22 protein-coding genes are annotated in these 22,514 nt (G+C 37.8%); 7 read left to right on the top strand and 15 right to left on the bottom strand.

The window, feature by feature from the left end:
• Nucleotides 1-12: 12 nt before the first annotated feature.
• The gene (locus tag ANA7108_RS0104745) at nucleotides 13-1,179 is read right to left on the bottom strand and encodes a hypothetical protein (RefSeq protein WP_016949623.1); all 1,167 of its coding nucleotides are present in this window, start codon (nucleotides 1,177-1,179) and stop codon (nucleotides 13-15) included.
• A 212-nt stretch (nucleotides 1,180-1,391) separates the two neighbouring features.
• Here ANA7108_RS0104745 and ANA7108_RS0104740 point away from each other — a divergent pair, with 212 nt between their 5' ends.
• Nucleotides 1,392-1,640 carry a helix-turn-helix domain-containing protein gene (locus ANA7108_RS0104740; protein ID WP_026103987.1) on the top strand — a complete coding sequence of 83 codons (249 nt, stop codon included), beginning with the start codon at nucleotides 1,392-1,394 and terminating at the stop codon, nucleotides 1,638-1,640.
• Nucleotides 1,622-2,311 (top strand): BglII/BstYI family type II restriction endonuclease, encoded by a 690-nt coding sequence (locus ANA7108_RS0104735; protein WP_369750734.1) that lies wholly within the window; start codon nucleotides 1,622-1,624, stop codon nucleotides 2,309-2,311. Before ANA7108_RS0104740 ends, ANA7108_RS0104735 begins: the two co-directional genes overlap by 19 nt.
• A 10-nt stretch (nucleotides 2,312-2,321) precedes the next feature.
• Here the strand turns inward: ANA7108_RS0104735 and ANA7108_RS0104730 are convergent, their stop codons facing one another.
• The 6 genes from ANA7108_RS0104730 to ANA7108_RS0104705 all read right to left on the bottom strand — a co-directional run bounded on the left by ANA7108_RS0104730 (nucleotide 2,322) and on the right by ANA7108_RS0104705 (nucleotide 7,123).
• Nucleotides 2,322-3,353 (bottom strand): site-specific DNA-methyltransferase, encoded by a 1,032-nt coding sequence (locus ANA7108_RS0104730; RefSeq protein WP_237741481.1) that lies wholly within the window; start codon nucleotides 3,351-3,353, stop codon nucleotides 2,322-2,324.
• A gap of 468 nt (nucleotides 3,354-3,821) precedes the next feature.
• Entirely contained in the window at nucleotides 3,822-4,634 is an 813-nt protein-coding gene (locus tag ANA7108_RS0104725) for a NifU family protein (protein ID WP_016949619.1), read from the bottom strand.
• A gap of 106 nt (nucleotides 4,635-4,740) precedes the next feature.
• On the bottom strand, nucleotides 4,741-4,965 hold the full coding sequence (locus ANA7108_RS0104720; protein WP_016949618.1) for a hypothetical protein: 225 nt from the start codon (nucleotides 4,963-4,965) through the stop codon (nucleotides 4,741-4,743).
• 8 nt (nucleotides 4,966-4,973) lie between these two features.
• The gene (locus ANA7108_RS0104715) at nucleotides 4,974-5,237 is read right to left on the bottom strand and encodes a hypothetical protein (RefSeq protein WP_016949617.1); all 264 of its coding nucleotides are present in this window, start codon (nucleotides 5,235-5,237) and stop codon (nucleotides 4,974-4,976) included.
• Between the two features lie 20 nt (nucleotides 5,238-5,257).
• Nucleotides 5,258-6,238 carry a hypothetical protein gene (locus ANA7108_RS0104710; protein ID WP_016949616.1) on the bottom strand — a complete coding sequence of 327 codons (981 nt, stop codon included), beginning with the start codon at nucleotides 6,236-6,238 and terminating at the stop codon, nucleotides 5,258-5,260.
• A gap of 477 nt (nucleotides 6,239-6,715) precedes the next feature.
• Nucleotides 6,716-7,123, bottom strand: coding sequence for a universal stress protein (locus tag ANA7108_RS0104705; protein WP_016949615.1), 408 nt, complete (start codon nucleotides 7,121-7,123; stop codon nucleotides 6,716-6,718).
• An 88-nt stretch (nucleotides 7,124-7,211) separates the two neighbouring features.
• On the opposite strand from ANA7108_RS0104705, the gene ANA7108_RS0104700 reads away from it, so the two are divergent.
• The 3 genes from ANA7108_RS0104700 (at nucleotide 7,212) to ANA7108_RS0104690 (ending at nucleotide 10,986) form a co-directional block, all read left to right on the top strand.
• On the top strand, nucleotides 7,212-8,414 hold the full coding sequence (locus tag ANA7108_RS0104700) for a phosphoglycerate kinase (protein WP_016949614.1): 1,203 nt from the start codon (nucleotides 7,212-7,214) through the stop codon (nucleotides 8,412-8,414).
• 142 nt (nucleotides 8,415-8,556) lie between these two features.
• Nucleotides 8,557-8,979 carry a DUF29 family protein gene (locus ANA7108_RS0104695; protein WP_016949613.1) on the top strand — a complete coding sequence of 141 codons (423 nt, stop codon included), beginning with the start codon at nucleotides 8,557-8,559 and terminating at the stop codon, nucleotides 8,977-8,979.
• 165 nt (nucleotides 8,980-9,144) lie between these two features.
• Entirely contained in the window at nucleotides 9,145-10,986 is a 1,842-nt protein-coding gene (locus ANA7108_RS0104690; protein ID WP_016949612.1) for an MASE1 domain-containing protein, read from the top strand.
• Between the two features lie 83 nt (nucleotides 10,987-11,069).
• Here ANA7108_RS0104690 and ANA7108_RS0104685 read toward each other — a convergent pair whose 3' ends face one another.
• Both ANA7108_RS0104685 and ANA7108_RS0104680 read right to left on the bottom strand, forming a co-directional pair.
• Nucleotides 11,070-11,792 (bottom strand): SDR family NAD(P)-dependent oxidoreductase, encoded by a 723-nt coding sequence (locus tag ANA7108_RS0104685; RefSeq protein ID WP_016949611.1) that lies wholly within the window; start codon nucleotides 11,790-11,792, stop codon nucleotides 11,070-11,072.
• Between the two features lie 33 nt (nucleotides 11,793-11,825).
• The gene (locus tag ANA7108_RS0104680; RefSeq protein ID WP_026103985.1) at nucleotides 11,826-12,581 is read right to left on the bottom strand and encodes a glucose 1-dehydrogenase; all 756 of its coding nucleotides are present in this window, start codon (nucleotides 12,579-12,581) and stop codon (nucleotides 11,826-11,828) included.
• Nucleotides 12,582-12,650: 69 nt separating this feature from the next.
• On the opposite strand from ANA7108_RS0104680, the gene ANA7108_RS0104675 reads away from it, so the two are divergent.
• A complete protein-coding gene (locus tag ANA7108_RS0104675; RefSeq protein ID WP_016949609.1) occupies nucleotides 12,651-13,016 on the top strand; it encodes a helix-turn-helix domain-containing protein in 366 nt (121 codons plus the stop codon).
• Between the two features lie 275 nt (nucleotides 13,017-13,291).
• On the opposite strand, the gene ANA7108_RS0104670 is transcribed toward ANA7108_RS0104675, so the two are convergent.
• The 6 genes from ANA7108_RS0104670 to ANA7108_RS0104635 all read right to left on the bottom strand — a co-directional run bounded on the left by ANA7108_RS0104670 (nucleotide 13,292) and on the right by ANA7108_RS0104635 (nucleotide 20,715).
• Entirely contained in the window at nucleotides 13,292-15,394 is a 2,103-nt protein-coding gene (locus ANA7108_RS0104670; protein ID WP_026103983.1) for a serine/threonine-protein kinase, read from the bottom strand.
• Nucleotides 15,395-15,459: 65 nt separating this feature from the next.
• The gene (locus tag ANA7108_RS0104665; RefSeq protein ID WP_016949607.1) at nucleotides 15,460-17,178 is read right to left on the bottom strand and encodes a serine/threonine-protein kinase; all 1,719 of its coding nucleotides are present in this window, start codon (nucleotides 17,176-17,178) and stop codon (nucleotides 15,460-15,462) included.
• 962 nt (nucleotides 17,179-18,140) lie between these two features.
• Entirely contained in the window at nucleotides 18,141-18,563 is a 423-nt protein-coding gene (locus tag ANA7108_RS0104655) for a type II toxin-antitoxin system VapC family toxin (protein ID WP_016949605.1), read from the bottom strand.
• Entirely contained in the window at nucleotides 18,560-18,787 is a 228-nt protein-coding gene (locus ANA7108_RS0104650; protein WP_016949604.1) for a hypothetical protein, read from the bottom strand. The genes ANA7108_RS0104655 and ANA7108_RS0104650 overlap by 4 nt, the downstream gene beginning before the upstream one ends.
• Nucleotides 18,788-19,001: 214 nt before the next feature.
• Nucleotides 19,002-19,508, bottom strand: coding sequence for a DUF1993 family protein (locus ANA7108_RS0104640; protein ID WP_016949603.1), 507 nt, complete (start codon nucleotides 19,506-19,508; stop codon nucleotides 19,002-19,004).
• An 88-nt stretch (nucleotides 19,509-19,596) separates the two neighbouring features.
• Complete coding sequence (locus ANA7108_RS0104635) at nucleotides 19,597-20,715, bottom strand: WD40 repeat domain-containing protein (RefSeq protein ID WP_237741480.1); 1,119 nt, start codon at nucleotides 20,713-20,715, stop codon at nucleotides 19,597-19,599.
• A 128-nt stretch (nucleotides 20,716-20,843) separates the two neighbouring features.
• Here ANA7108_RS0104635 and ANA7108_RS0104630 point away from each other — a divergent pair, with 128 nt between their 5' ends.
• Nucleotides 20,844-22,367, top strand: a complete 1,524-nt coding sequence (locus tag ANA7108_RS0104630) for a phenylacetate--CoA ligase family protein (RefSeq protein ID WP_016949601.1) — start codon at nucleotides 20,844-20,846, stop codon at nucleotides 22,365-22,367.
• Nucleotides 22,368-22,514 lie beyond the last annotated feature (147 nt).

Here is a 22,514-nt window from a genome sequence, read left to right as displayed (position 1 = left end):
TGCGTGAGATAATCAAAACTTCCAAATCAAAACGCGATTATTCCCAGAATCAGCAATTACCGCAATCTCACCACAAACTTTAATTCCATAACACCAATTTAAACTTTGTCTTGTTGGTAGTCCAAAATTCCGATTTTCGCTTTTCTTGGTAAAGTTATCTTGTCCAACCAAACCATCAGCAACTGCACCCTGTAATAATAAAAGAGATTCTCGTTTCTTCCATCCTAGCAAACGAGAATTAGCTGTATCTGCAACTATTAACCAATCTCCTGCAATATCTACTCCATAAGGCATACTTAAACTACTTGCATTAGGAAAATAAACCCCTTGATTTAATTCCACCAAATTAAAGTTTTTTTGCCCTAAAACCACGTCACAAGGGGTATTATTTTCTGTTGGTATTCCTTTCCAAATCATTACCCGGTTATTACCTGCATCAGTAACCACTAAATTATCTTCCCAAAGGGTGATATCATGACACCAACGCATACTGGAAGCAGTGGGAGAACCACCACCATTTTCATTGCGTGATATCATGTTCGGTTGTCCCAAAACTATATCCGCAGGTTGTCCATTTTCGGTGGGAAATTGATTCCAAATCAATAAACGACGATTTCCAGTATCGGCTACAAATAACTTACCTTGATGATAGAAAATACCGTAAGGCCAATGTAGGGTATTTGCCGCAGGTTCTCGATTTCCTCGATTTGGTTCATTATCAATAAAATTAATTTGTCCTAATACTAAATCTGCGGGAACATTACTATCTTCTGGAACATTATACCAGATTAAAATGCGATGATTCCAAGCATCGGCAACGGCTAAACCTGTACCACATTTACAAATACCTGTAGGAACACTAAATGTAGATTTTCCTGGTGTACCTTTGGCGTTTTGTCCTTCAGAATAAAAGTCAGGTTGTCCTATTACCCAGTCAGCAGGTTGATGATCTTTTGTGGGTAAATTTCGCCAACCTAATAAACGATGATGTCCTGTATCTGCTACCCATAATATTCCTGTTTCTGATAATAAACAAGCTGCACGGGGACCGAACATTGTTGAAGGGGTAGGTGCAATAGGTATGGCTATTTGTTCAGGTGTGGTGTTGTTTCCTAATATTACTTCTGCACCATGAGGGGAAAGGGGTGTTGGGTTTGGTATTTTGGGTATTAAGGTCATTATTTATCTCAGGCATAGGTACAGAGAGAAGATAGAATTTTTGGGGGTTTATTTATTTAAGGATATTTGGGGATGGAAAGATGTAGTTTTAATGGCAATTTGATTTGCTATTACTGCTTGTGCCATAAAAACCTATTTTGGGTTTATCCCATATTAGGTTTTAAGATTAAAGTCGATATGCGATCGCTCATGAAAACCCATCTCCAGCTAAAGTGTCTAAATCCGTTTATACAGAGGAATACCATCGGTTTCGTAAAATGCTGATTGCAGCCCGCAAAGCTGCAAATCTCACTCAAGCCGAGTTGTCAACTAAGTTACAACATCCACAATCCTATGTATCAAAATATGAACGGGGAGAACGTCGTTTAGACTTAATTGAATTTTTAGAAGTTGCTGAAGCTTTGGAGATAGATCCGATTGATTTTATACAAACCCTAATAGAATCTCAAAAGGAGAAATAACTATTCTTATTAAGTACACCGATTTTAATGCGGCAGATACTATCATTGATAGTCAATACAATCAGGAATGGCAGTCGCTTAATGCTATTCTCACTCAAATGCCATTACATATTAAAGCTTCCGATCAAGCAGGAATTCAAGGTAATCCAATATTTGATCCAGTAGGCACAAATGAGTACATTAAAGCAGCTTTAATTCAATCTGGTTGGCAATCTAATATACCTATTCCTATACCCTATAGGTTTTTGGGCAAAGAAGTAGATTTTTGTAAATCTGGTATTATTATTGAGATTCAGTTTTCCAACTATCCCTTTTTATTAAATAATACATTACGCTCAGAATTATTTTTTAAAGCCAAAACAGAATTTGCTGGACACCCAACAAATATACTGATTTTGGTTACAAAAGCACTGATGTTTCCAGCTTCTAATAGTACCCTTTATTATGAGCAAGCTGTTAATCAGTTGACGGCTTTAGTTATAAACAAAGTGTTTGATATACCAATCAGACTAATAGGTTTATTTGAACAAAAAAATACAACAGTACCTGTAATTTGGAGTCAATATTTATCTGAAAGATACTCCAGAACAGTAAATAATAGAATTACTCGACAATGCGAGATAATTGCTGGACTTTCTTCTCGTAGTCGTTGTCAGCTTCGCTTGCTGTGAGATTAAATATTTAGCCCCACAATTTCAGTTCAATTTGTTCAACTTTTTGATCTGGTAATTGTGCCTTTTTTCCGTTTCCATTCAGTTTTGGATCTATGGGAATTTTTTCATTACGTAGATTAGCAGCAAAAGCAGCTTCTTCATAGATTAATCTCTCTTCCATTGTCTGTAAGTGATACTCTTCAGGATAAATTTTAGCTTGGGTGCGTTCTGAAGCTTTATTTCCTATTTGCACATCAAATCTAAATTTTTCAATAGGTTGACCAGTTTTTTCTACATAATCACGCAATGTTTTTAAATTTGGAAAATAACCATTTTCATCAGGTTCTCCATTTAAGCGACGTAAGGCAATTTGATGATATTTTTGTTCTATCTCTGAGCCAATAAAATATCGTTCATAATCTTTAGCAACAACAGCTACAGTACCAGAACCCATATAAGGATCTAAAACTATATCACCTTTTTCAGTTGTAGATAAAATTATTCTAGCTATTAAATCTTCTGGAAATTGACAGGGATGTATGGTTTGTTCCTCATGGTTATGTTTAACATTACGAAATAGCCAGATATCACCAGGATTTTTACCATCTGGATTACAAGAAAGTTCACCTTTACGACTTCCACGAAAATGTTTTTTATTTTGATATTTTTGTGGAACTCTAATGGCATCTAAATTAAAATTATAGGTATCAGATTTAGTAAACCAGAGAATAGTTTCATGTCTACAAGAAAATTTTTTTTGAGCATGAAGCCCATGCTGTCTAGCCCATATAATTCGATTACGGGGAATTAAACCACAAGATTCAAGAATGGGAAAAAAGCGAATATCTAGAGGGATAAGCATCCCTTTCTCAGAAAAAGCGCCTACTTGCCAAAATAGTGAGCCTGTATTTTTGAGAACTCGACTACATTCACGCAGTATGGCTGTTTGTTCTTCTAAATAAATCTCAATAGCCTGTCTTGACTCATATTCCTTACCTAGATTATATGGTGGTGAGGATATAACTAAGTCGATACATTCATCTGGTAGATTATTAAGCATAAGCAAGCAATCATCCCAGAGAATCTGATTTAAAGGTAGACTATCTCTGTTAGTCTTCACTGATACACCTACTCTGAAATTAAGTTTTGACTGATCACAGTATAACCCATTTTGGGTTATTTGTCCAAGATCACCCAAAGTGTATTGTAATTTTTTACTTTGCCTGTTTCCCAAAAAGCTTTAAAGGATGTTTTTCAATTTACGTGTGCTTTCAGAATGCTGTACCCGGATTTCTCATTGCTAGGTTCAGATAAAACATATGAATGTATTTAATGCATATATAGGAATCCGGTTTGGTTTCTGATAGCTTGCGTGGCGTAGCCATATTTACTCGTAGAGGTAGGGAACAGGGAAGAGAGAAGAATGAATCAAGGTATACGAGTTTTGTAAGCGCAAAGCGCAGGCTGCGCCAACAAAAATAAAATAGGAGTCCTATAAAAGCAGATAGTTATCTCAGTTCATCTGTGTTTATTTTTGCACTTTCACATAAACATTATCACCCTTAACTTTTACCTCATAGGATTGTAGAGAAACATCAGGTATTGTTAAACATTCACCTGTATTTAAATTATATTGAAACTGATGTGATGCACAAGTAATAATGCCATTTTCAATCTTACCTTTATCTAACGGAAAACCCAAATGAGAACAACTATTTTGATAACAACTAATGTTATCACCTTGTCTATACATAATTACATCATTATTGGCAACTCTAACTGCTAAAATGTGATTTTCAATTATGTCATTTAATGTTGTTGCTTTCACCCAATAGGAATCTGTAGGGAGAGAATTAGCAAGAGGATGAGAATTACCCTTAACCGCAACTACTCTTGTAATTTCTGGACAATGTTTTTTAATAGTCTGTTCTATTCCTTGGGTTAAAGTTAAGGTGGAAGTGGCACAATTACTACAACTGCCAATTAATTTAACTTCAACTATATCTGGTAATTTAATAGCTACTAATTCTACATCTCCCTGATGATTTTGTAAACTGGGACGAACTTCGGCTAATGCTGTTTGGATACGTTCTGATAATGGAGGTTTAACTAAGTTATGATATAACAAAACTGCATAAACAATTTCATCATTTACAGCTTGATTTAAAGCTGATAAATTTTCTTGTTTAAGACTTTTAATTAAATTAGTTAATGCGGCTTTATGTAAAGATTCAATCGCCCGTTGTAAACCTACGGCTACACACCTTTGACTTTCATCCCATTCAGAAATAATCGCTTCAAATCTGTTAATATCTGTAATCAATTCTTCAAGTTGAGTCATTATTAATCTGCGGTTATCTGCGCTTAATTAATCATAAACATTAAAACTCAACCCCACAGATAAATCTGTAGGGATTGATAACTTTTAATTTGATATTTATGCAAACTCATTTCATTCTAAAGTCTTGTAGCAGAAAAGGCATCATGACACCAGTTACTAAACTCGCTACAGTGATGGGAATACAAAGAGGGATAGCTGCCTGTGCTAATAATACTATTATTAGTGTACCAACACCACTAGCAATAGTGGTTTGACGGAGAAAATAGATAGGATCTCGTAATAGTTTACCTTTGAGAAGTAACTTGAAAGAAAACCAGCTTAGTTCTAACATATATCCTCCTAGTAGTTAGATAAGAAATTCATCATTAATAAGCCGAGAATCAGGGCAGGAATTATTCCCGCAGGTGCGAATAAACTACCAATAGTTGCAGCGAATTTATAGCCTAAGTCTTTACCTGCAAGTATCATGCCGCCAATTGCACCACCAATCATGGATAAAATCACAGCAATGATTAACCAAGTAAATGCTGTCGTGAAATTTAATTCTGTATTCAAACTATACAGAAATTCTTTAAATGCTGGGTTATTGAGAAAATCAAACATGGAATTCTCCGATTGAGGGTTTAATGCAACATAACTGCTTGCATTTCTGCTGCTATATCTTGTAGTGCTTTGGCTACTACTTCTGCTTGTTCTAGTTGTTGATTTTCGGTAAATATTTGCCAAGCTTCTTGATAGTAGGATTTGGCTGTTAAGAGATTTTGCTGATTACCTAATTCGGGTTTTTCTGGGTTGTCGGGTAAGTTAAATAGGGCGTTGGCTTTGTTAGAAATTGTGTTAGCATATTCTAAGGGTGTATCTTGAGAATTTCGCACTTTTAAGGCTTCGTTGTAGGCAGAAATAGCGCGTAAGTTATTCTCTACAGGATGGGAACTGATTAAATATTGCAAAGCGTTACCTAAGTTATTTTGCAACATCGCATATTCCCTCGGATGGTCAATGAGGTTAATATGTTTGAGTGCTACTTCAAAAGACTGCACTGCTAACCCTTGACGTAAATATTCCCGTTCTGATGCCATGGGCATAGAAAGATATGCGATCGCTATATTGTTAGATAAAATCGCATATTCCTGTGGGTAATCTTCCCAGGTAAACACCCGCAAAGCCTGATGATAAGCTTGAATGCTGTCAGTTATCCGCGCTAAATTGTCGGGAACTAGGGATTGCAAAACTAACCCCAAATTCATCTGTGCTTCTGCTACTTCCTCTGGTGTCGCAAATTGTTGTAATATTGGTAAGGCTTCTTCATAACCTTCCTTTGCTTGTAGCAACAGTTGAGAATCTGCATCAGGAATCATTTGCAGAGTACCTGCTATTCCCACCTTAGTCCGTGCTTTTAACAAAGGATAGTTGTCACTGCACATTTCATAGGCACGATAAAACAACCCTACCGCATTTCGCAAGTCTTGGGCAGTTTTCGGCTTTTTCTGAAAGCCTTGCGCCATTTCTATCAGCATTTGGATTTTTTCCTCTGCTGTTGCTGACTCCGAAGCAATAGCTGCGATCGCTGCTTTGACTGCTGAATCTGTAATACTAGGGGTCATAATTGGCGTACTCTAGCCGGTTGGGGAATTAAGTCTGTACCCACACACAACAAATGTGGGGCTATAAACTAAGCCGATTTACGCAAGTTTCGAGTCTTTTCCAGAGATTCCCCAATCTCAAACTTTTTTATCTCTCCTCAGAGGAAGATAAAACACGAGAAGCCAAAATTTCAATTAACAGGTATTTTTGCCCGCAATCCTATGACCACTCCTTTGATTGCCTAAGTCAATTCTTTTCACTATAAAACAGTTGGTTGAGAAAATCCTAGCGGGAAATTACCAATATTAATAGCAATTAAAAGTCTGTGAGAAATTCATGATACTCCCTTTCCAGTGTAAGATTACTTATCTTCTTCCTTCTTTCTTCGCGTCCTTTGCTTCGCAACGCTACCGCGAACGCGTCTTCGCGGTTCATTTAAACCGTATTCTTCTAGTGGGAAGGAGTAGGACAGGCGAGATGCCTGCCCAAATAAATCACTAAGGAACAATCAAAACTGGACAAGGGGAAAGGTTAATGACGCGACTGGTGACGCTATCAGTTGCGCCTTCATCCGTTAAGCCTAACCCCCGACAGCCCATAATAATTAAACTGGCCTCGATTTCATCAGCAACATCACAGATAGTAAAGGCTGGTTTACCTTGTCTTTCCAACACTTCGGCTGTAATTCCTTGCTGAGAAAATAAGGCTTGGGCATTTTCTAACAGTTTAGCAACCGCCTCTGGAGACACCATAGGATCAGGATTAGGGGTATCTGAGGTTGGTTCTTCCACGACTGACAGGAGTACTAAGCGACTACTGTACTTCTGTACTACGTTGGCAACTACATCCGCAGCTTCCCGCGCAGCCCGACTTTGATCAATTGGAAACAGAACTGTCTTAAACATAAATCACTGGGACACCCCGTACTCCGGTAAAATCTTCATAGTTATACTTTCAAAACAATAACAAAAAGGCAATCAGGAGGGTTTAGTTGTGTCCAAAAAAAGTTTAGCAAGTTTATCTGCGGCTGATATTTCTGGTAAACGCGCCTTGGTGCGGGTTGATTTTAACGTTCCTGTAGATGATCAAGGTAACATTACCGACGATACTCGCATTCGCGCTGCGCTGCCAACCATCAAGGATTTGACCGAAAAGGGCGCTAAGGTGATTTTAACCAGCCATTTTGGTCGTCCCAAGGGTGTAACTGAAAAATTGCGTCTAACGCCTGTTGCTAAACGCCTCTCTGAGTTGTTGGGACAAGAAGTTGTCAAAACTGATGATTGTATCGGTGATGATGTTGCGGCTAAGGTTGCGGCTTTGCAAAATGGCCAAGTGCTGTTACTAGAAAATGTCCGCTTTTACCCAGAAGAAGAGAAAAACGATCCTGAATTTGCGAAGAAGTTGGCAGCTAATGCTGATTTTTATGTAAATGATGCCTTTGGTACTGCACACCGCGCCCATGCTTCTACTGAAGGTGTAACCAAGTTTCTCAGTCCTTCTGTGGCTGGATATTTGGTGGAGAAGGAATTGGAATATCTGCAAAATGCGATCGAAAATCCCCAACGTCCTTTGGCAGCAATTATTGGCGGTTCCAAGGTTTCCAGCAAAATCGGCGTAATTGAAACTTTGTTGGAAAAGTGCGACAAACTGATCATTGGTGGTGGGATGATTTTCACCTTCTACAAAGCCCGTGGTTTGAGTGTTGGTAAGTCTTTGGTGGAAGAAGATAAGCTGGAATTAGCGAAGTCTTTGGAAGCTAAGGCCAAAGAACGCGGTGTGGCTTTGTTGCTACCTACAGATATCGTCTCCGCAGATAAGTTTGCGCCTGATGCTAATGCTACTACTGTCAGCATTGAAGATATCCCTGCCGATGGTATGGGTTTAGATATTGGTCCCGATTCTATCAAGGTTTTCCAAGCGGCTTTGGCTGATTGTAAGACTGTGATTTGGAACGGTCCAATGGGTGTATTTGAGTTTGATAAGTTTGCTGCGGGTACGGAAGCGATCGCACATACTCTAGCAGAAATCGGCAAAACCGGCACAACTACCATTATCGGTGGTGGTGACTCTGTAGCCGCTGTGGAAAAGGTCGGTTTGGCTGATCAAATGAGCCACATTTCTACCGGTGGTGGTGCTAGTTTAGAGTTGCTAGAAGGTAAGGTTTTACCTGGTATTGCAGCTTTAGATGAAGCGTAAGCTGTTAAATTCCGCTAACTAATGACAATTTGAGTAGTATTTAGATCCCCGATTTCTTGGAGAAGTCGGGGATCTGGATATTTAGTTGATAGTATTATCAGCGCTATGCTAGAAATAGCAAACTTCAAGGAGAGAGCAAATCATGGAAGAATTACTAGAACTCAGAGAATTAGTCGTTTCTGGCAACCTAGAAGCGGCTTTATCTTTAATTGACGAATTAGAAGAAATGAGCAAAGAAGATAAAATCAATAAAATTTATAGCTATTGTGTAGTGCTTTTAGTCCATTTAATTAAACAACAGGCAGAAAAAAGGACAACTCATTCTTGGGATGTTTCCCTTCGCAATGCTATTGACGCAATTGATCGGATCAACAAGCGCCGAAAAGCTGGAGGATATTACCTGAACAAACAAGAAATAGAGGAAATTTTAGCAGAAGCGTATAATCGAGCTTTAGATAATGCTTCTTTAGAAGCTTTTGGCGGAATTTATGATGAATTAACGTTAAAAAATATGGTAGATCAAGAATTAATTATCAAACAGGCATTAAATTTTATTTTTAATTAAATCAATTGCGATACCAATTAATGCAAATAGATTATTTGTTGAGGTGAGTAATAGGATATGTTGCTTTATGGCATTGGAAATTTTTCATGTCCAATACCTAGCCCAAACTTATGATTTCTCCTTTCCCATGCGTAAGTACTAATATATTGATTTATCAATAAATCAATGAACAAATTTAATTTTATGTCCCTTAAGAATAAAATCTCTTTTGTTTTTAACAAAACAGCCCTTTTATCTTTGATTTGTTTGCCTGTAATTCATTTTTTATTAACTAAACTTATTGTTAGTATTTCCTTTGATAATGGTAGCACAGTTCTTTGGCCATCATCAGGAATTTATATGGCAGGAATGTTCCTTTTTGATTTTTCATTCTTACCAGCTATTTTCTTAAGTGAAATAATTGTTAATACGTGGCTTTATCACAATTATAATCATGGTAAATTAATTGCTCTTGTTATTTCTTTGACTGATACTTTAGATCCGGTAATCATATACTTATTAGTTAATAAGTTTATTCCTAATCGTAATTTTCTAGAAAAAACTCAAGACATCTTTAAATTTATAGGAATTGTGTTGAGTGAATGTTTTATTACTTCTAATATTGCTGCAGGATTCTTATATATTACTAAAGCTACTTCTTGGGATGCTTATGCTCTCATTTGGTGGGGATGGTGGATTAGCATCTCTTTAGCAATTTTAGTTATTAGTCCTACCTTATTAATATGGATTAAACCCTTTAAACACCAACAAAAACTTCCTTCATCAGGGAAAATAGAATTATTTTTAATAATAGTTATAGTGGGGATAATTAGTAAAATTTCTTTTGGGTTGGGTTATCCTTTAGAATATACATTCTTACCTATTTTAATCTGGTGTGCTTTTCGTTTTCGGTTACAAGAAACCACATTAATTACACTTTTAATTAATTCTCTTGCTGTATGGGGAGTAGTTAGCGGTACAGGATCGTTCCATCGTCCATCAACGATAGCATCTATGGTTTTATTACAATCTTTTATTGGGGTATTTGCCCTCACTTCTTTAGTTTTATCCGCAGCCGTTCGAGAAAAGTGGTGGGCAGAATTTCGTCTCAAACAAGCTAATGAAACTTTAGAAGAAAAAGTAGAAGAAAGGACTTTAGAGTTACAAGATACCCTCCAAGAATTGAAGTTAAACCAGTCACAAGTTATTCAAAGTGAAAAAATGTCCAGTTTAGGTCAATTAGTAGCAGGAGTTGCCCATGAAATTAATAATCCAGTTAACTTTATTCATGGCAATATTGCCCATTTGAAGCAGTATTCTGAAGATTTATTAAAACTAGTTAGTTTATATCAAGAAAATCATAGTAATAATAATCCAAAAATTCAAAAGTTAGAAAAAGAGATTGACTTAGAATTTTTACTAGCAGATATGCCCAAAATTATTAATTCTATGGAGATAGGAACTAGACGTATTCGTGATATTGTTCTATCTTTGCGTAATTTTTCCCGCCTTGATGAAGCGGAATTTAAACAAGTTGATCTACATGATGGGATTGAAAGCACTTTATTAATTTTACAACATCGTCTGAAAGCTAAATCTGAACAGCCAGAAATTGAGATTATTCGAGATTATGGTAATTTACCCGAAGTAGAATGTTATGCTGGGCAATTAAATCAAGTTTTTATGAATATTATAGCTAATGCAATTGATGCTCTTGAAGAAAGCAATATTAATCTAACTTTTCAAGAGATTAAGGCAAATCCCAATCAGATTACAATTAGGACTAAGGTTATAGATAAGCAATGGGTAGAAATCAGGATATATGATAATGGAATAGGAATGTCAGAAGATGTAAAAAATCGCATCTTCGACCCATTTTTTACTACCAAACCCATAGGTAAAGGAACAGGAATAGGAATGGCTATTAGCTATCAAATTATTACTGAAAAACATCATGGTAAATTAGAGTGTTCCTCTAATATTGGCAGGGGAACTGAATTTATCATCCAAATTCCGAGTAAACAATAATATATTTTCCAGTACATAGACTATGTAGAGACACAGGATTTCTATGTCCCTACGACTATATTTAAAACATCACCAAGCCGAATTTAAACAGCAGGCTTTTCATATAAACGTAAAAGACTACCATTCACCATAGATGCAGCATCAGAAGCAAGCCAAGCGGTAAACTCACCAATATCCTCAGTTGTAATCCAACTAGGTTGACTTTGTTCTTGGCTAACACGAGTTGCTACCCAACTATGGATAATAACTTCATTAATTCGCACACCACTATTCTTATTTTCCGCCATCAATATCTGAGCCAGCATCAGTTGTCCAGCGGCTGGAATGCTGACTAAACTAACATTAGGAACGGCATTTTCTGCTGCTGCTCCTCCTATGAGTGTGTAACTAGCGCCTTTTTGTTCTTTCAAAAGAGGCAGAAAAGTCCGAGCAGTGATAAAATGACTGGTTAAATTGCTATTCAGATATTGTTGCCATTCAGCGATTGATACCTCTGTTATCGGCTTGTTTCCAAACCACCAACCTCCAAGGGAAGCAACCACAGCGTCAAGTTTACCAAACTGCTTGAGTATTTGGTCACGAATGCGTTCTGCATCTTCAATTTGGCTAATTTCTCCGACAATGGGAATAAATTGATCGCTTGTGGCAATATCACCTAGATATGTGCGTAGTTCCTCTAGTTTTTCGGGTTTACGAGATGGAACTGCAACGATCGCACCAGCTTTGAGAAATGACCGCACAATGCCTTCACCTACATTACCTGCACCACCGGGGATAAATACAACTTTACCTGCTAATTTGCTCATAATTACATTCCTTTTGTTTTTCCAAACAGATATTTAAGCAGCCAAAATTCCACCATCTACTGCCAGAGTATGACCATTGATAAAATCAGCAGCATCTGAACAAAGCCAGAGGACAGCATTAGCAATGTCATTAGGCTGTCCTAAACGTCCTGCTGGCACAAAACTTTCAAAAGCTTTAGAATTGCCGCCTGTAGCCTGATTTAGCATCTCAGTTTCAATAGGGCCAGGAGCGATCGCATTAATCCGAATTTTTTGGGCTGCATATTCTAACGCTGCTGATTTTGTCAGCATTACCACAGCAGCTTTTGAGGTGTCGTACAGGGAAAGTCCAGGTGCTAATGGACGGAAACCGTTAATAGATGAAGTGTTAACAATCGTTCCCCCCTTCCCTTGAGTTAACATCTGGGCAATTTCGTATTTCAAACAGAGAAAAACACCCTTAACATTAACTCCAAAAAGTCGGTCATAAGCTTGCTCTGATTGGTCTGCTAACAAAGCATTTTCCCCCAGCAGTCCCGCATTATTAAAGGCGATATCAAGGCTACCAAAGGTATTTACTGTGGCGGTAATGAGTGCTTTGACATCTGCCTCTTGAGCTACATCGGCTTTCACAAATAAACCGTCGCTACCAGCTTCACGAATAAGACGGATAGTTTCATTACCTTCTTCTTCACGCCTTCCAGCCACCACAACCTTAGCCCCTGCACGAGCAAATGCGATCGCTGTTGTGCGTCCAATTCCAGAAGTTCCACCCGTAACTAGCGCAACTTTGTTTGCTAATGAGTTCATTCTCTTTACTCCAGTTCCAGCACTACAGTAGTCTGATTGAATGGAATCTTTTTGACAAGTAGGCACTTTATGGTTCCCAAGGAACAGCGTCCAATTCTCCTGAGTCAAGACTGCCCTGTACGACAAATGCTTGATATAGTGGGAGATAAATGGACACCGCTAATTTTGTGTATCCTGCGTTCTGGAACTATACGATATAGTGAGTTTCAACGCCAGATTCCGGGAATATCCAAAAAGATGCTGACGCAAACTCTCAGACAGTTAGAATCAGACGGAATTGTTGAACGTACTGTTTATCCAGTCGTACCGCCAAAAGTAGAATATAAACTTACGCCCTTTGGTGAAAAATTAATTGAACCCATCGCCGTGTTAGCAGATTGGGCTTGGCAACATCAAGAGGAATTAAATCTTATTTATAGACGTAACCGGATGTAATTACAGCAGAAGTCAGGAGTCAGGAGTCAGGAGTCAGGAGTCAGGAGTCAGGAGTAAAACCCTCTTGTAGTGAGAGTTTTATTATCAATTGATGTCCTAACCACCCTGTCCACGGCTATAATTACGAATTACGAATTACGAATTACGAATTACGAATTACGAATTACGAATTACGAATTACGAATTACGAATTACGAATTACGAATTACGAATTACGAATTACGAATTACGAATTACGAATTACGAATTACGAATTACGAATTACGAATTACGAATTATGGTGTCAGTGTTTCTGTAGGTGTAGGTGTTGGTGTCGGTTCTTCTGTGGGTGTTTCCGTTGGTGTTTCTGTGGGTTCTGGTTCTGGGGGATTTTCTGCTCTGACAGTCAGTTGATACTCTAGGGGTTCTGAGGCTGTGGAAACAACGACAAATTCATAAAATCCTTTTTCTGGTAATGTCTTGGATACAGTCCGCTGTTGGGAATCTTCTAAAAATACGATTTTCCCAGAGGGAGAATAAATTGATAGTAAAACTTTTGAACTTGCTTCTAGATTAACTTCCATAATTTGATCTTTAGCAAGTCCCGCAATGAAAACTTTACCTCTTCCTGGTTGGAGAGTTCCGCTAACTGTTTTACTTGTACCACCTTCAGGAAATACTATTCTTTGAAATGCGCTGTTGGCAAGAATAGCGTTAAGTTGATCATTTACAAATCCGTACCAAACTTGCCCAATGGGTTGTTTGAGAAAATCTTTACCGCGCTGTTCAGGAAATTCACTTAAAAAAGCCGCATCACCTAAATCATATAAAGAACGACTACCAACGTTGATTTTGTTAACTTCCACCTTCCAGCGATCGCGTTCTGCTGCTGTGTAAGTTCCCAGTTGACGACGGGAGTTAAAACTGATTGCTGACAGCTTTTCTAGGACTTGAGCGGCGGTTTTATCCCATTCTGCCCTTAAACTTTCATCTTCTGGATTATTGCTGAGGGTACGTCCTTTTAAACTGGGGTTTTTATCCCAAAATACTTGATTAACTAAACTAATATAGAAGTTAAAATCTATACTTAATTGTTGACGGCGAGCGCTCAATCTTTCTTTGCGTTGTTTTTCCTCTGGTGAATAATTTACTTCCGGTTCAGGTGACTCAGTTTCAGTCGGGGTAGGACTAGATGTAATTGTCGCACTACTTCCTCCTATATCCTGTGTACGGTTATGGAATCCCCACCAAAGTATACCTGCGCTGGCAAATACAGCTAAGGTAACAATAAAGACGTTGGTTGCTGTCCAAATACTTGGGGTTGGCGGAGTGGGACTCAGCACAGGTTGGGGTGCTGGGATTTTGGGGGGAGAAACTGCGACAGTTGCAGATATGGGGGGTTGTGTGGGAGTAGGTGGTTGTGTAGCGGGATAATTAACTGGTGGTGGGTTAAGGGCTTGAATAACTTGACGGGCTGATTGATAGCGATCGCTCACATTTGTCGATAACATTTTATCTATTATCTGTCCCAATGCCGGACTAACACTCACTTCCCGCCGCCATTGCCAACTAAAATTATAAGTATCAATTAACTCTTGGGGTTGTTTACCTGTCAGTAAAACTAACACTGTCACTGCTAACGCATATAAGTCACTGTGAGGAGACACCACACCGGTTTGCATTTGTTCTGGGGGTGCAAATCCGATTTTTCCCAATAGCGTTGCAGGTGTGGGAGATGCCATTGTTTCGGTTTGGTAATATTGAGAAGCGACGGTTGCGGCAACTTGTTTAACACCACCAAAATCAATTAATACTGGTAATTGATCAGCATTCCTCAGCATTAAGTTATCAGGGGAAATATCGCGGTGAATCACACCGACCGAGTGAATATATGCCAATACTGGTAAAATTTGCTGTAATAGCTGACGGACTTCTATTTCTGTAAATCTTAAACCCTGTTGTTTACGGCTATCTAATAAAGAATTATAAGTTTCCCCGTCTACATGATCTTGTACCAAAAATAAGTATTCTTTCCCTTGTAAATTGATCTGTAATAGTTCTCTAAATTTGGGAATTTGGGGATGTTGCAATTTATAAAGAACACTTGCTTCCCTCTGAAATAGTTCTTCAGCTTTTTGGACAACGTAGGGAGTTTGAACTTGGGGAGAGAATTCTTTTAAAACACAAGGTTCTCGGAAGCGGTTGATATCTTCAGCTAAATAAGTCCGTCCAAACCCTCCTTGTCCAAGTTGACGTACAATGACATAGCGATCATTCAAAGTTAGTCCAGCTTGAATACCAGAACTTATAGTCTTCTCTAACATTTTCTCCCCACATTGGAGACAAAACTTACTACCAGAGGGATTTTGATGTCCTTGAGAACAATACATATTAGTAATTCGTAATTCGTAATTCGTAATTCGTAATTGAGAAAATAGGTTCTTACCCTGTCACCTGTCACCTGTCACCTGTTCCCTACTTTATCAGATGCGATCGCATACCAAACTTGTAGGAATGTCTGTTGATTTAGTTTCCCACGCTCTTGACCAGGAAACAACGGGTCAAATTTTTCATAAGTGTCCGCCCTAAGTTGTTCAAGAGATTTATATTTACCCAATTTACCTAACCGTGCCAGTTTTCCCCAATTTTCGTAATCTTGTCTAGTATAGCTTCCTAGTTGACGACGGGCTGAGACACTGAGATTAGCACGTTCTATTTTATCTAATAAATCATCAGCAACACCATACCATACATCCCGTAAAGCTGCATCTTCGGGCTTAGTAGAGATACTGCGTCCTTTTAGTTCTGGTTTTTGAGTATAAAATATTTCATCTACCATCCTTGTGAAAAATCCTGAAGGAATTTCTAGCTGTTGACGACGACTGAAAATTTTTTGAATGTCGCGGGTTCTTGTTTTGTCACTTACTGGTTGACTAGCTGGATTTCCTCCTAAGGGAATTTGCGGTAATGAAATTCCTGGAAATGTAATTGATGTTACGGAGCGAAAAGCATAAGTTCCTAATGCCCAAACACCAGCACCAGCTAAAACAATGGCACTAGTTCCCAAAAAGCTGACAGCAAAGGGGCGTAACCATGCTGGCATAGGTATTTGTTGGACAATAACTTGAGTCTTGTTATGGAATTTACTACTAATAGCCTTAGCGTTTTTTATACCTGGGGCAGCTACCATAGTTTTCAGTTTAGTCATATAAGTATTCTGGCTTTTGACAGGAGTTAGCATGGTATTTGCCGTATGGACAGAAGATGGTGCGGGTAAATCTTGAAGAACTTGATCAGCTTGTTGATAGCGATCGCTCGGTTTATATGCCAACATCTTCTTTAAGACCGATTCTAATTTCGGACTCACCTTAATTTCCTTTCCCCAGTACCAATTTCCGTTATAGCTGTCATAAAGTGATTGCGGTTCTCTCCCAGTAATTAACACCAAAGCCGTCACCGCTAAAGAATATAAATCACTACTTTTAAATACTTTTCCTTGGATTAACTGTTCTTCCGGTGCGTAGCCTTTTTTACCTAATAAAGTTCCATCTCCACCCAACTGCGTTCGCCAAAAACCCTGAGAAGCGGGTAACTGTTTCACACCACCAAAATCAATCAATACGGGTAAATTATCACTTTGACGTAAAATTAAATTATCCGGTGAGATATCGCGGTGAACAATATCTAGAGAGTGAATATAAGTCAGCACAGGGAGAATATGGTGCAGGAGGTTAACAACTTCCTCCTCACTAAAAGATTTTCCCAGACTTTGACGATGTTCAAATAATTGGTAATAATTTTCACCCTCAATATAATCTTGTACCAAAAAGAAAAAATCTTTAGTGCCAATTTTTGCTGCAAAGGAAGCGTGAAAACGCGGAATTTGAGGATGCTGAATTTTTCGGAGGACACTTGCTTCCCGTTCAAATAGTTCTTTAGCTTTTTGTAAATCTTGTGGTTTGACAACTTGAGGTGCAAATTCCTTTAAAACACAAGTTTGACGCGATTTTTGCCTATCAAGCGCCAAATAACTGCGTCCAAAGCCACCTTGTCCCAATATACGCGCAATTTCATAGCGATTATCGATTACCTGTCCGACAGTCAGAGGTAATGCTTCCCCACAGTTAGTACAAAAACTGTGACTACTATTATTTGCGTGTTTTTTACTGCAATATACCAGCATGGTACGGGAGGATGAATTAACCAATTTGAGATTTTGGATTTGAGATTTTGAATTCTAGATTGTATCACCTGGAAAGAATATGCCATAGAGCAGGTTGAAATTTCTATGTTTCCTGTTTCCCAGCAAGTCAATATTTCCAGATATTATTAATGGCTACAACGCCTAAAAAGCAATTTACGCAGATTTGTTGTAGAAATATTCAAAGTCGTTTAAATACTTAGAGAATTTTACGAAAACTCTCGTTTCCTAGAGAGCCATTCTACTAAAGATTGACAAACATTAAATTATATTTAATTCAGTAAAAATACTATTTTACGGATATAAAAGTACAATTACGTGGTAATTTTATTTCATGAGAGTAATTGTACCGCAGGTACGGTTAAAGTATAAGTTGGCTTGAAAATCACTACGGAGATTAGGACAATGAGTAACCAACAACTTGAAGATGAACAAGAAGAGCGGAAAAATCAGAAATTAGCATCTGAGCTTGGCATATCATACGACGAGTTGCTTGAGTTGGAGTAGGATATTGATACAAACGAGAGCGATGATGGTTTGCTCTATGAATATATAGTCACATTCTCTGAAGAATCCCCAAAAGAGATCCTCAACAAAATCGAAGGAATTGAGGAGGGCTATATTGTTCGTCTTCAGCCGTCAAGCTTTGAGGAACCTGACGATTTTGAATAAACATTGAGTGCTTATTTTACACAAAGGCTTTCAAATAGTGCGATCGCCAATCTTGTAGGGTGCGTTAATGAAATGTAACGCACATTATTTTTATTTGTATTGAGACTGACTCACACACAATGTTCCTAAGCCGAACAGACCTAAAATGGAAAGACCCCAAACCTATTCCATATGAGTGAAACCGTTTACATCGAAACCAGCCGTAGGTTGGGTTGAAGTATGAAACCCAACAGCTTCTCGAATAATAAACATCCTAACCATCCTGTCAGATATTAATCCCAAGGACTAAAAACATTAACAGATGAGAAACCAAAATCACTAATATTACGAGTAACAATTATGAGGTTATTTTCAGATGCAGTGGCAGCTATTAAACTATCCATAATCGGTAGTTTTTTCCCCTGTGCTTCAGATTGACCACAAATTTTTGCCCAAGTATCAAGAATATTCTCATTTAACGGTAAAGTTCTATTATTAAATCTTTGTTCAAGTTTTTGTAGCCATTGCTCTAGTTTTTGATAGCGACTTGGTTGAGATTTTTCTATTTTTACAATTCCTTTTTTGATTTCAGCTATAGTTATAATGCTAATGAATAAACTACTTTCTTTTTGCTCATCTATCCAGTTAATAACTTGTTGATTGGGTTGTTTTTTTACATATTCAGAAATAACACACGTATCTAATAAATATTTCATAATGTAATATCTCTACCTGTGTCTTGATCTCGTTCAAACAACGTTTCAGTTTCTTCTAATTCAGGTAAAAGAAGTAATTCCGATAATTTAACTTGAGATTGATTTGATTGAGCAATTTTATGTGTTTCTAACTCATATAACCAACGTTGAAGAATATTACTTTGTTCTTCTATTGGTAAAGTTTTAACTGTTTCTATAACTTTTTGGATTAATTTTGCCGTCATATTATAATATTAGGGAATCATGGTATTTATCTATTATAGCTGCGCTCTCTATCTCTACGTAGAGGCTACGCCAACGAGACTCTCCGCGTAGCTTTAGGCATCGCTCAGGAAGAAATTTATGTCACAAGAATCAGAAGTTCCTGAACCAACCCATTGGGTTAATGGGCATGATCTAAAATTAAACCCCTTGGTAGGGGCTTAATTACGTCTCTTTTTATGGCTGACCAAGGAAGTCTTTTTTCCCAAGTTCTACACCGCAATGTCTGAGAATGTCATAAGCTGTTGTGACATGGAAGTAAATATTTGGTAAAATAAGATACAGGAGAAATGATATTCCTTGAAAAGATGTAACTTTGTCACCCATCTCTAGGGTAATTGTTCTCTCCTCTGAACCATCGATTTGCTCAGGTTTCAATGTATTTAACTGAGAGATAGTTTTCTGAACGCGGTCAATAAGTTGAGGGAATGTAGTTTCATTGTCTTCAAACTTAGGTGCTTCTATCCCTGCTAGTTTTGCAGTACCTCTGTTTGCTACGTCACAGGCAATTTGTACTTGTCTTGATAATGGAAACATATCTGGATATAGACGACTGTTGATCAAAACAGCAGGATCTATTTTTTTTGCTTCTGCATATTCAGCACCCTTTTCAAGAATAGCTATCAGGTTATTCAGTGAGTGAATAGACACGGGTATTGAAGCTGTGTACATGGAAATTGTCATGGATATTTCTCCAGAAAGAGTTCAAACAAGTTTGATATGTCCCATCTAATCTTAAAGGATTAATTAACAGTAGGTAAAAAGCTAGAATTTATTCAGGAAGTTGCCAAATTCTAATTGTGCCATCTTCGCTACTACTAGCTAGAGTTTTATGATCGGGACTGATAGCAATTGCCTCTACCGGAGTTGAATCACCTATAATAGTTGAGAGTAGTTCCCCAGTTCGCCAATTCCAGAATTTGATTTTGCCATTAAAGTTGCCAGTAATCATAGTTTTTCCATCTGGAGTCAGGATGATTGAATTAATTGAATCTGGGTTTTGATTAAAATCACGTAACAATTTACCTGTACTTAACTCCCACAGCTTGATAGTGTTGATGGCACTATTTTTATCCACAAGCTGACCAAAACTACCACTAATTAAAATTTTGTTATCTAAACTCATAGCCAATGCAGCAATACCAGGTGGATGTCCCATACTGTGTAAGAGTTTTCCTGTATGCAGATTCCACAGTTTAATCTCCTCTTTGGCTGCTCCACCACTACCACTAACCAGAACTTGACCATTGGGACTTATAGCCACACGACTAATATAATCTAAATGTCCTATAAGAGTATGAAGTAGTTCTCCAGTCTGTAAATTCCAAATCTGGATTTGACGATCATCACCACCACTAACAAGTATTTTTCCATCAACACTAATAGCGACTGTTTCTACTGGCTGTGAATGTCCTTTTAGAGTCAGAATTAGTTTTCCAGTAAGCAGATTCCAAACCTTGATGGTACTATCAATATCTCCACTAACAAGAATATCCCCATTTGCCCCACCTATAGCAATAGAGGTAACTCCTTCAGATTTTGTTGTCAGAGTATTCAGGAGTTTACCAGTCTGTAAGTTCCAAATTTTGATGCTTCCTGAGCGACTACCACCGATTAATTTTTTACCATCAGAACTAATCATAATTGCTGGGACTCTTTCCGGTTCTTTCAATGTAAAAATTGGTTGATTATTTTGGCTCAGATGAGTAATTGAATGAGTAGTAGTAGGAATCAATGAATTGAAGGGAAGCCAAGGAATAGCAATACCCAGAGTAGCTGCTGTCAAAATTTTCCAGGATATTAGATTCATAGGTGAATAAGTAATTGGACAAAAATATTTACAGTCATTGCGAGCGAAGCGAAGCAATCCCAGCCCTTGCGATTGCGTCATTCCACTGCGTTCCATTCGCAATGACATTGTGTAATTAATTCTGTCCTAGTACTTAGCACGCTAAAAAATTACATTTATAGATAAAATACTCACAAAGAGCGACCAGATTTTTTCCACCCACAACTCTTATGAAGCACGAAATACCAACAGAAAGGGCAATTTTAGCATTAGAAAATTTTTTGTCTACTCCCTTAGAAGAGAAACTAGTAGAGCATCTCGATATACCCAGCGAAGAATTAGCGATCGCACTATTTCAACATATAGCTGTTACTGTACCCGCTTATCAAGCATTTTTAGCAGAACGGGGCATCAATCCTCAAACCATTCAAACTGTCGAAGATTTCCCAAAAATCCCCATAATCAATAAAGAAAATTATATTTCCCGTTATTCTTTGCCCCAATTGTGTAATAATGGAAAATTAGGAAGCTGTGATATGATCGCGGCTTCCTCTGGCTCAACGGGTAAACCGACATTTTGGCCGCGTTTTTATACAGATGAACTACAAATAGCCACAAGGTTTGAGCAGATTTTTCACGATAGTTTTGATGCAGACACCAAAAACACCTTAGCAGTAATTTGTTTCACTTTGGGAACATGGGTGGGGGGAATGTTTACCACTAATTGCTGTCGTCATCTTACTACCAAGGGTTATCCTATCACAGTAATTACACCTGGCAACAACAAAACCGAAATATTGCGAGTTGTGCAAGAACTGGGTAATCATTTTGAGCAAGTTGTCCTCTTAGGATATCCGCCATTTCTCAAAGATGTTATTGATACGGGTATTGCTGCTGGTGTGCAATGGCAGCAATATCAGATTAAATTAGTGATGGCAGGAGAAGTATTTAGTGAAGAATGGCGAAGTTTAGTTGGTGAAAGAGTAGGTTCTCAAAATCCCTGTTATGATTTTGCTTCCATGTATGGAACAGCAGACGCAGGAGTTTTAGGAAATGAAACACCTTTGAGTATCTGCATTCGTCGCTTTTTAGCAGAAAATCCTGATGCTGCTAAAGCATTATTTGGGGAATCTCGATTACCGACATTAGTACAGTATGACCCCTGTAGTCGATTTTTTGAAGTTGAAAATGGGAATTTGCTATTTTCTGGTGACAATGGTATTCCCTTAATTAGATATAACATTTTAGATCATGGCGGGTTAATTAGTTACGAAGAGATGCTGAAGTTTTTAGCAAAATGGGGATTTAATCCCTTAGAAGATCAAAATCTCTCTTCGTCTACTCACCATTCACCCAGAGGAATTCATCAATTACCTTTCGTCTATGTTTTCGGAAGGTTGGATTTTACAGTTTCCTATTTTGGCGCAAATATTTACCCAGAAAATGTCACAGTCGGGTTAGAACAACCGATAATTAGAGAATGGGTAACAGGTAAATTTGTTTTACAAGTAAAAGAAGACGCAGACAAAAATCGGTTTTTATCTGTAGTTGTAGAATTAGCACCAGGAGTGAAGAGTAACAAGAAGAAGAAAGAAACTATAACCTCTTCCATTCTTTCCCAATTGTTGCGTTTGAATAGCGAATTTGCTAATTATGTTCCCTCAGAATATCAAACACCACAGGTGACATTAACTGCAAATGGGGATGCAGAGTATTTTCCTATTGGTGTGAAACATCGATATACAAGGAAGTAGAATCCATAATATTAGATAAGTAGAGTAACGTAAATAATTAAAAGTTTGTAGTTAGGTCTTTAGACCTTAAATTCGGGCTAAAGCCATAACTACGAGCCAATTTCCGAATTTGTTAAATTTTAATCTAAAGTTATTCACATTTTAATT

Origin of the sequence: Anabaena sp. PCC 7108, assembly GCF_000332135.1 — a bacterium.
GTDB lineage: Bacteria > Cyanobacteriota > Cyanobacteriia > Cyanobacteriales > Nostocaceae > Anabaena.
Note: the sequence above shows the minus strand (reverse complement) of the source record. Positions and strands in the feature narration are given on the sequence as shown.

What these genes read in the sequence shown, in the direction of transcription:
- ANA7108_RS0104730 (WP_237741481.1), bottom strand. Translation starts at nt 3,353, where the DNA reads ATGCTTAATAATCTACCAGATGAATGTATCGACTTAGTTATATCCTCA.
- ANA7108_RS0104720 (WP_016949618.1), bottom strand. Translation starts at nt 4,965, where the DNA reads ATGTTAGAACTAAGCTGGTTTTCTTTCAAGTTACTTCTCAAAGGTAAA.
- ANA7108_RS0104695 (WP_016949613.1), top strand. Translation starts at nt 8,557, where the DNA reads ATGGAAGAATTACTAGAACTCAGAGAATTAGTCGTTTCTGGCAACCTA.
- ANA7108_RS0104685 (WP_016949611.1), bottom strand. Translation starts at nt 11,792, where the DNA reads ATGAGCAAATTAGCAGGTAAAGTTGTATTTATCCCCGGTGGTGCAGGT.
- ANA7108_RS0104705 (WP_016949615.1), bottom strand. Translation starts at nt 7,123, where the DNA reads ATGTTTAAGACAGTTCTGTTTCCAATTGATCAAAGTCGGGCTGCGCGG.
- ANA7108_RS0104640 (WP_016949603.1), bottom strand. Translation starts at nt 19,508, where the DNA reads ATGACAATTTCCATGTACACAGCTTCAATACCCGTGTCTATTCACTCA.
- ANA7108_RS0104725 (WP_016949619.1), bottom strand. Translation starts at nt 4,634, where the DNA reads ATGACTCAACTTGAAGAATTGATTACAGATATTAACAGATTTGAAGCG.
- ANA7108_RS0104745 (WP_016949623.1), bottom strand. Translation starts at nt 1,179, where the DNA reads ATGACCTTAATACCCAAAATACCAAACCCAACACCCCTTTCCCCTCAT.
- ANA7108_RS0104635 (WP_237741480.1), bottom strand. Translation starts at nt 20,715, where the DNA reads ATGACGCAATCGCAAGGGCTGGGATTGCTTCGCTTCGCTCGCAATGAC.
- ANA7108_RS0104630 (WP_016949601.1), top strand. Translation starts at nt 20,844, where the DNA reads ATGAAGCACGAAATACCAACAGAAAGGGCAATTTTAGCATTAGAAAAT.
- ANA7108_RS0104665 (WP_016949607.1), bottom strand. Translation starts at nt 17,178, where the DNA reads ATGCTGGTATATTGCAGTAAAAAACACGCAAATAATAGTAGTCACAGT.
- ANA7108_RS0104690 (WP_016949612.1), top strand. Translation starts at nt 9,145, where the DNA reads ATGAACAAATTTAATTTTATGTCCCTTAAGAATAAAATCTCTTTTGTT.
- ANA7108_RS0104710 (WP_016949616.1), bottom strand. Translation starts at nt 6,238, where the DNA reads ATGACCCCTAGTATTACAGATTCAGCAGTCAAAGCAGCGATCGCAGCT.
- ANA7108_RS0104650 (WP_016949604.1), bottom strand. Translation starts at nt 18,787, where the DNA reads ATGACGGCAAAATTAATCCAAAAAGTTATAGAAACAGTTAAAACTTTA.
- ANA7108_RS0104675 (WP_016949609.1), top strand. Translation starts at nt 12,651, where the DNA reads ATGGTTCCCAAGGAACAGCGTCCAATTCTCCTGAGTCAAGACTGCCCT.
- ANA7108_RS0104655 (WP_016949605.1), bottom strand. Translation starts at nt 18,563, where the DNA reads ATGAAATATTTATTAGATACGTGTGTTATTTCTGAATATGTAAAAAAA.
- ANA7108_RS0104715 (WP_016949617.1), bottom strand. Translation starts at nt 5,237, where the DNA reads ATGTTTGATTTTCTCAATAACCCAGCATTTAAAGAATTTCTGTATAGT.
- ANA7108_RS0104680 (WP_026103985.1), bottom strand. Translation starts at nt 12,581, where the DNA reads ATGAACTCATTAGCAAACAAAGTTGCGCTAGTTACGGGTGGAACTTCT.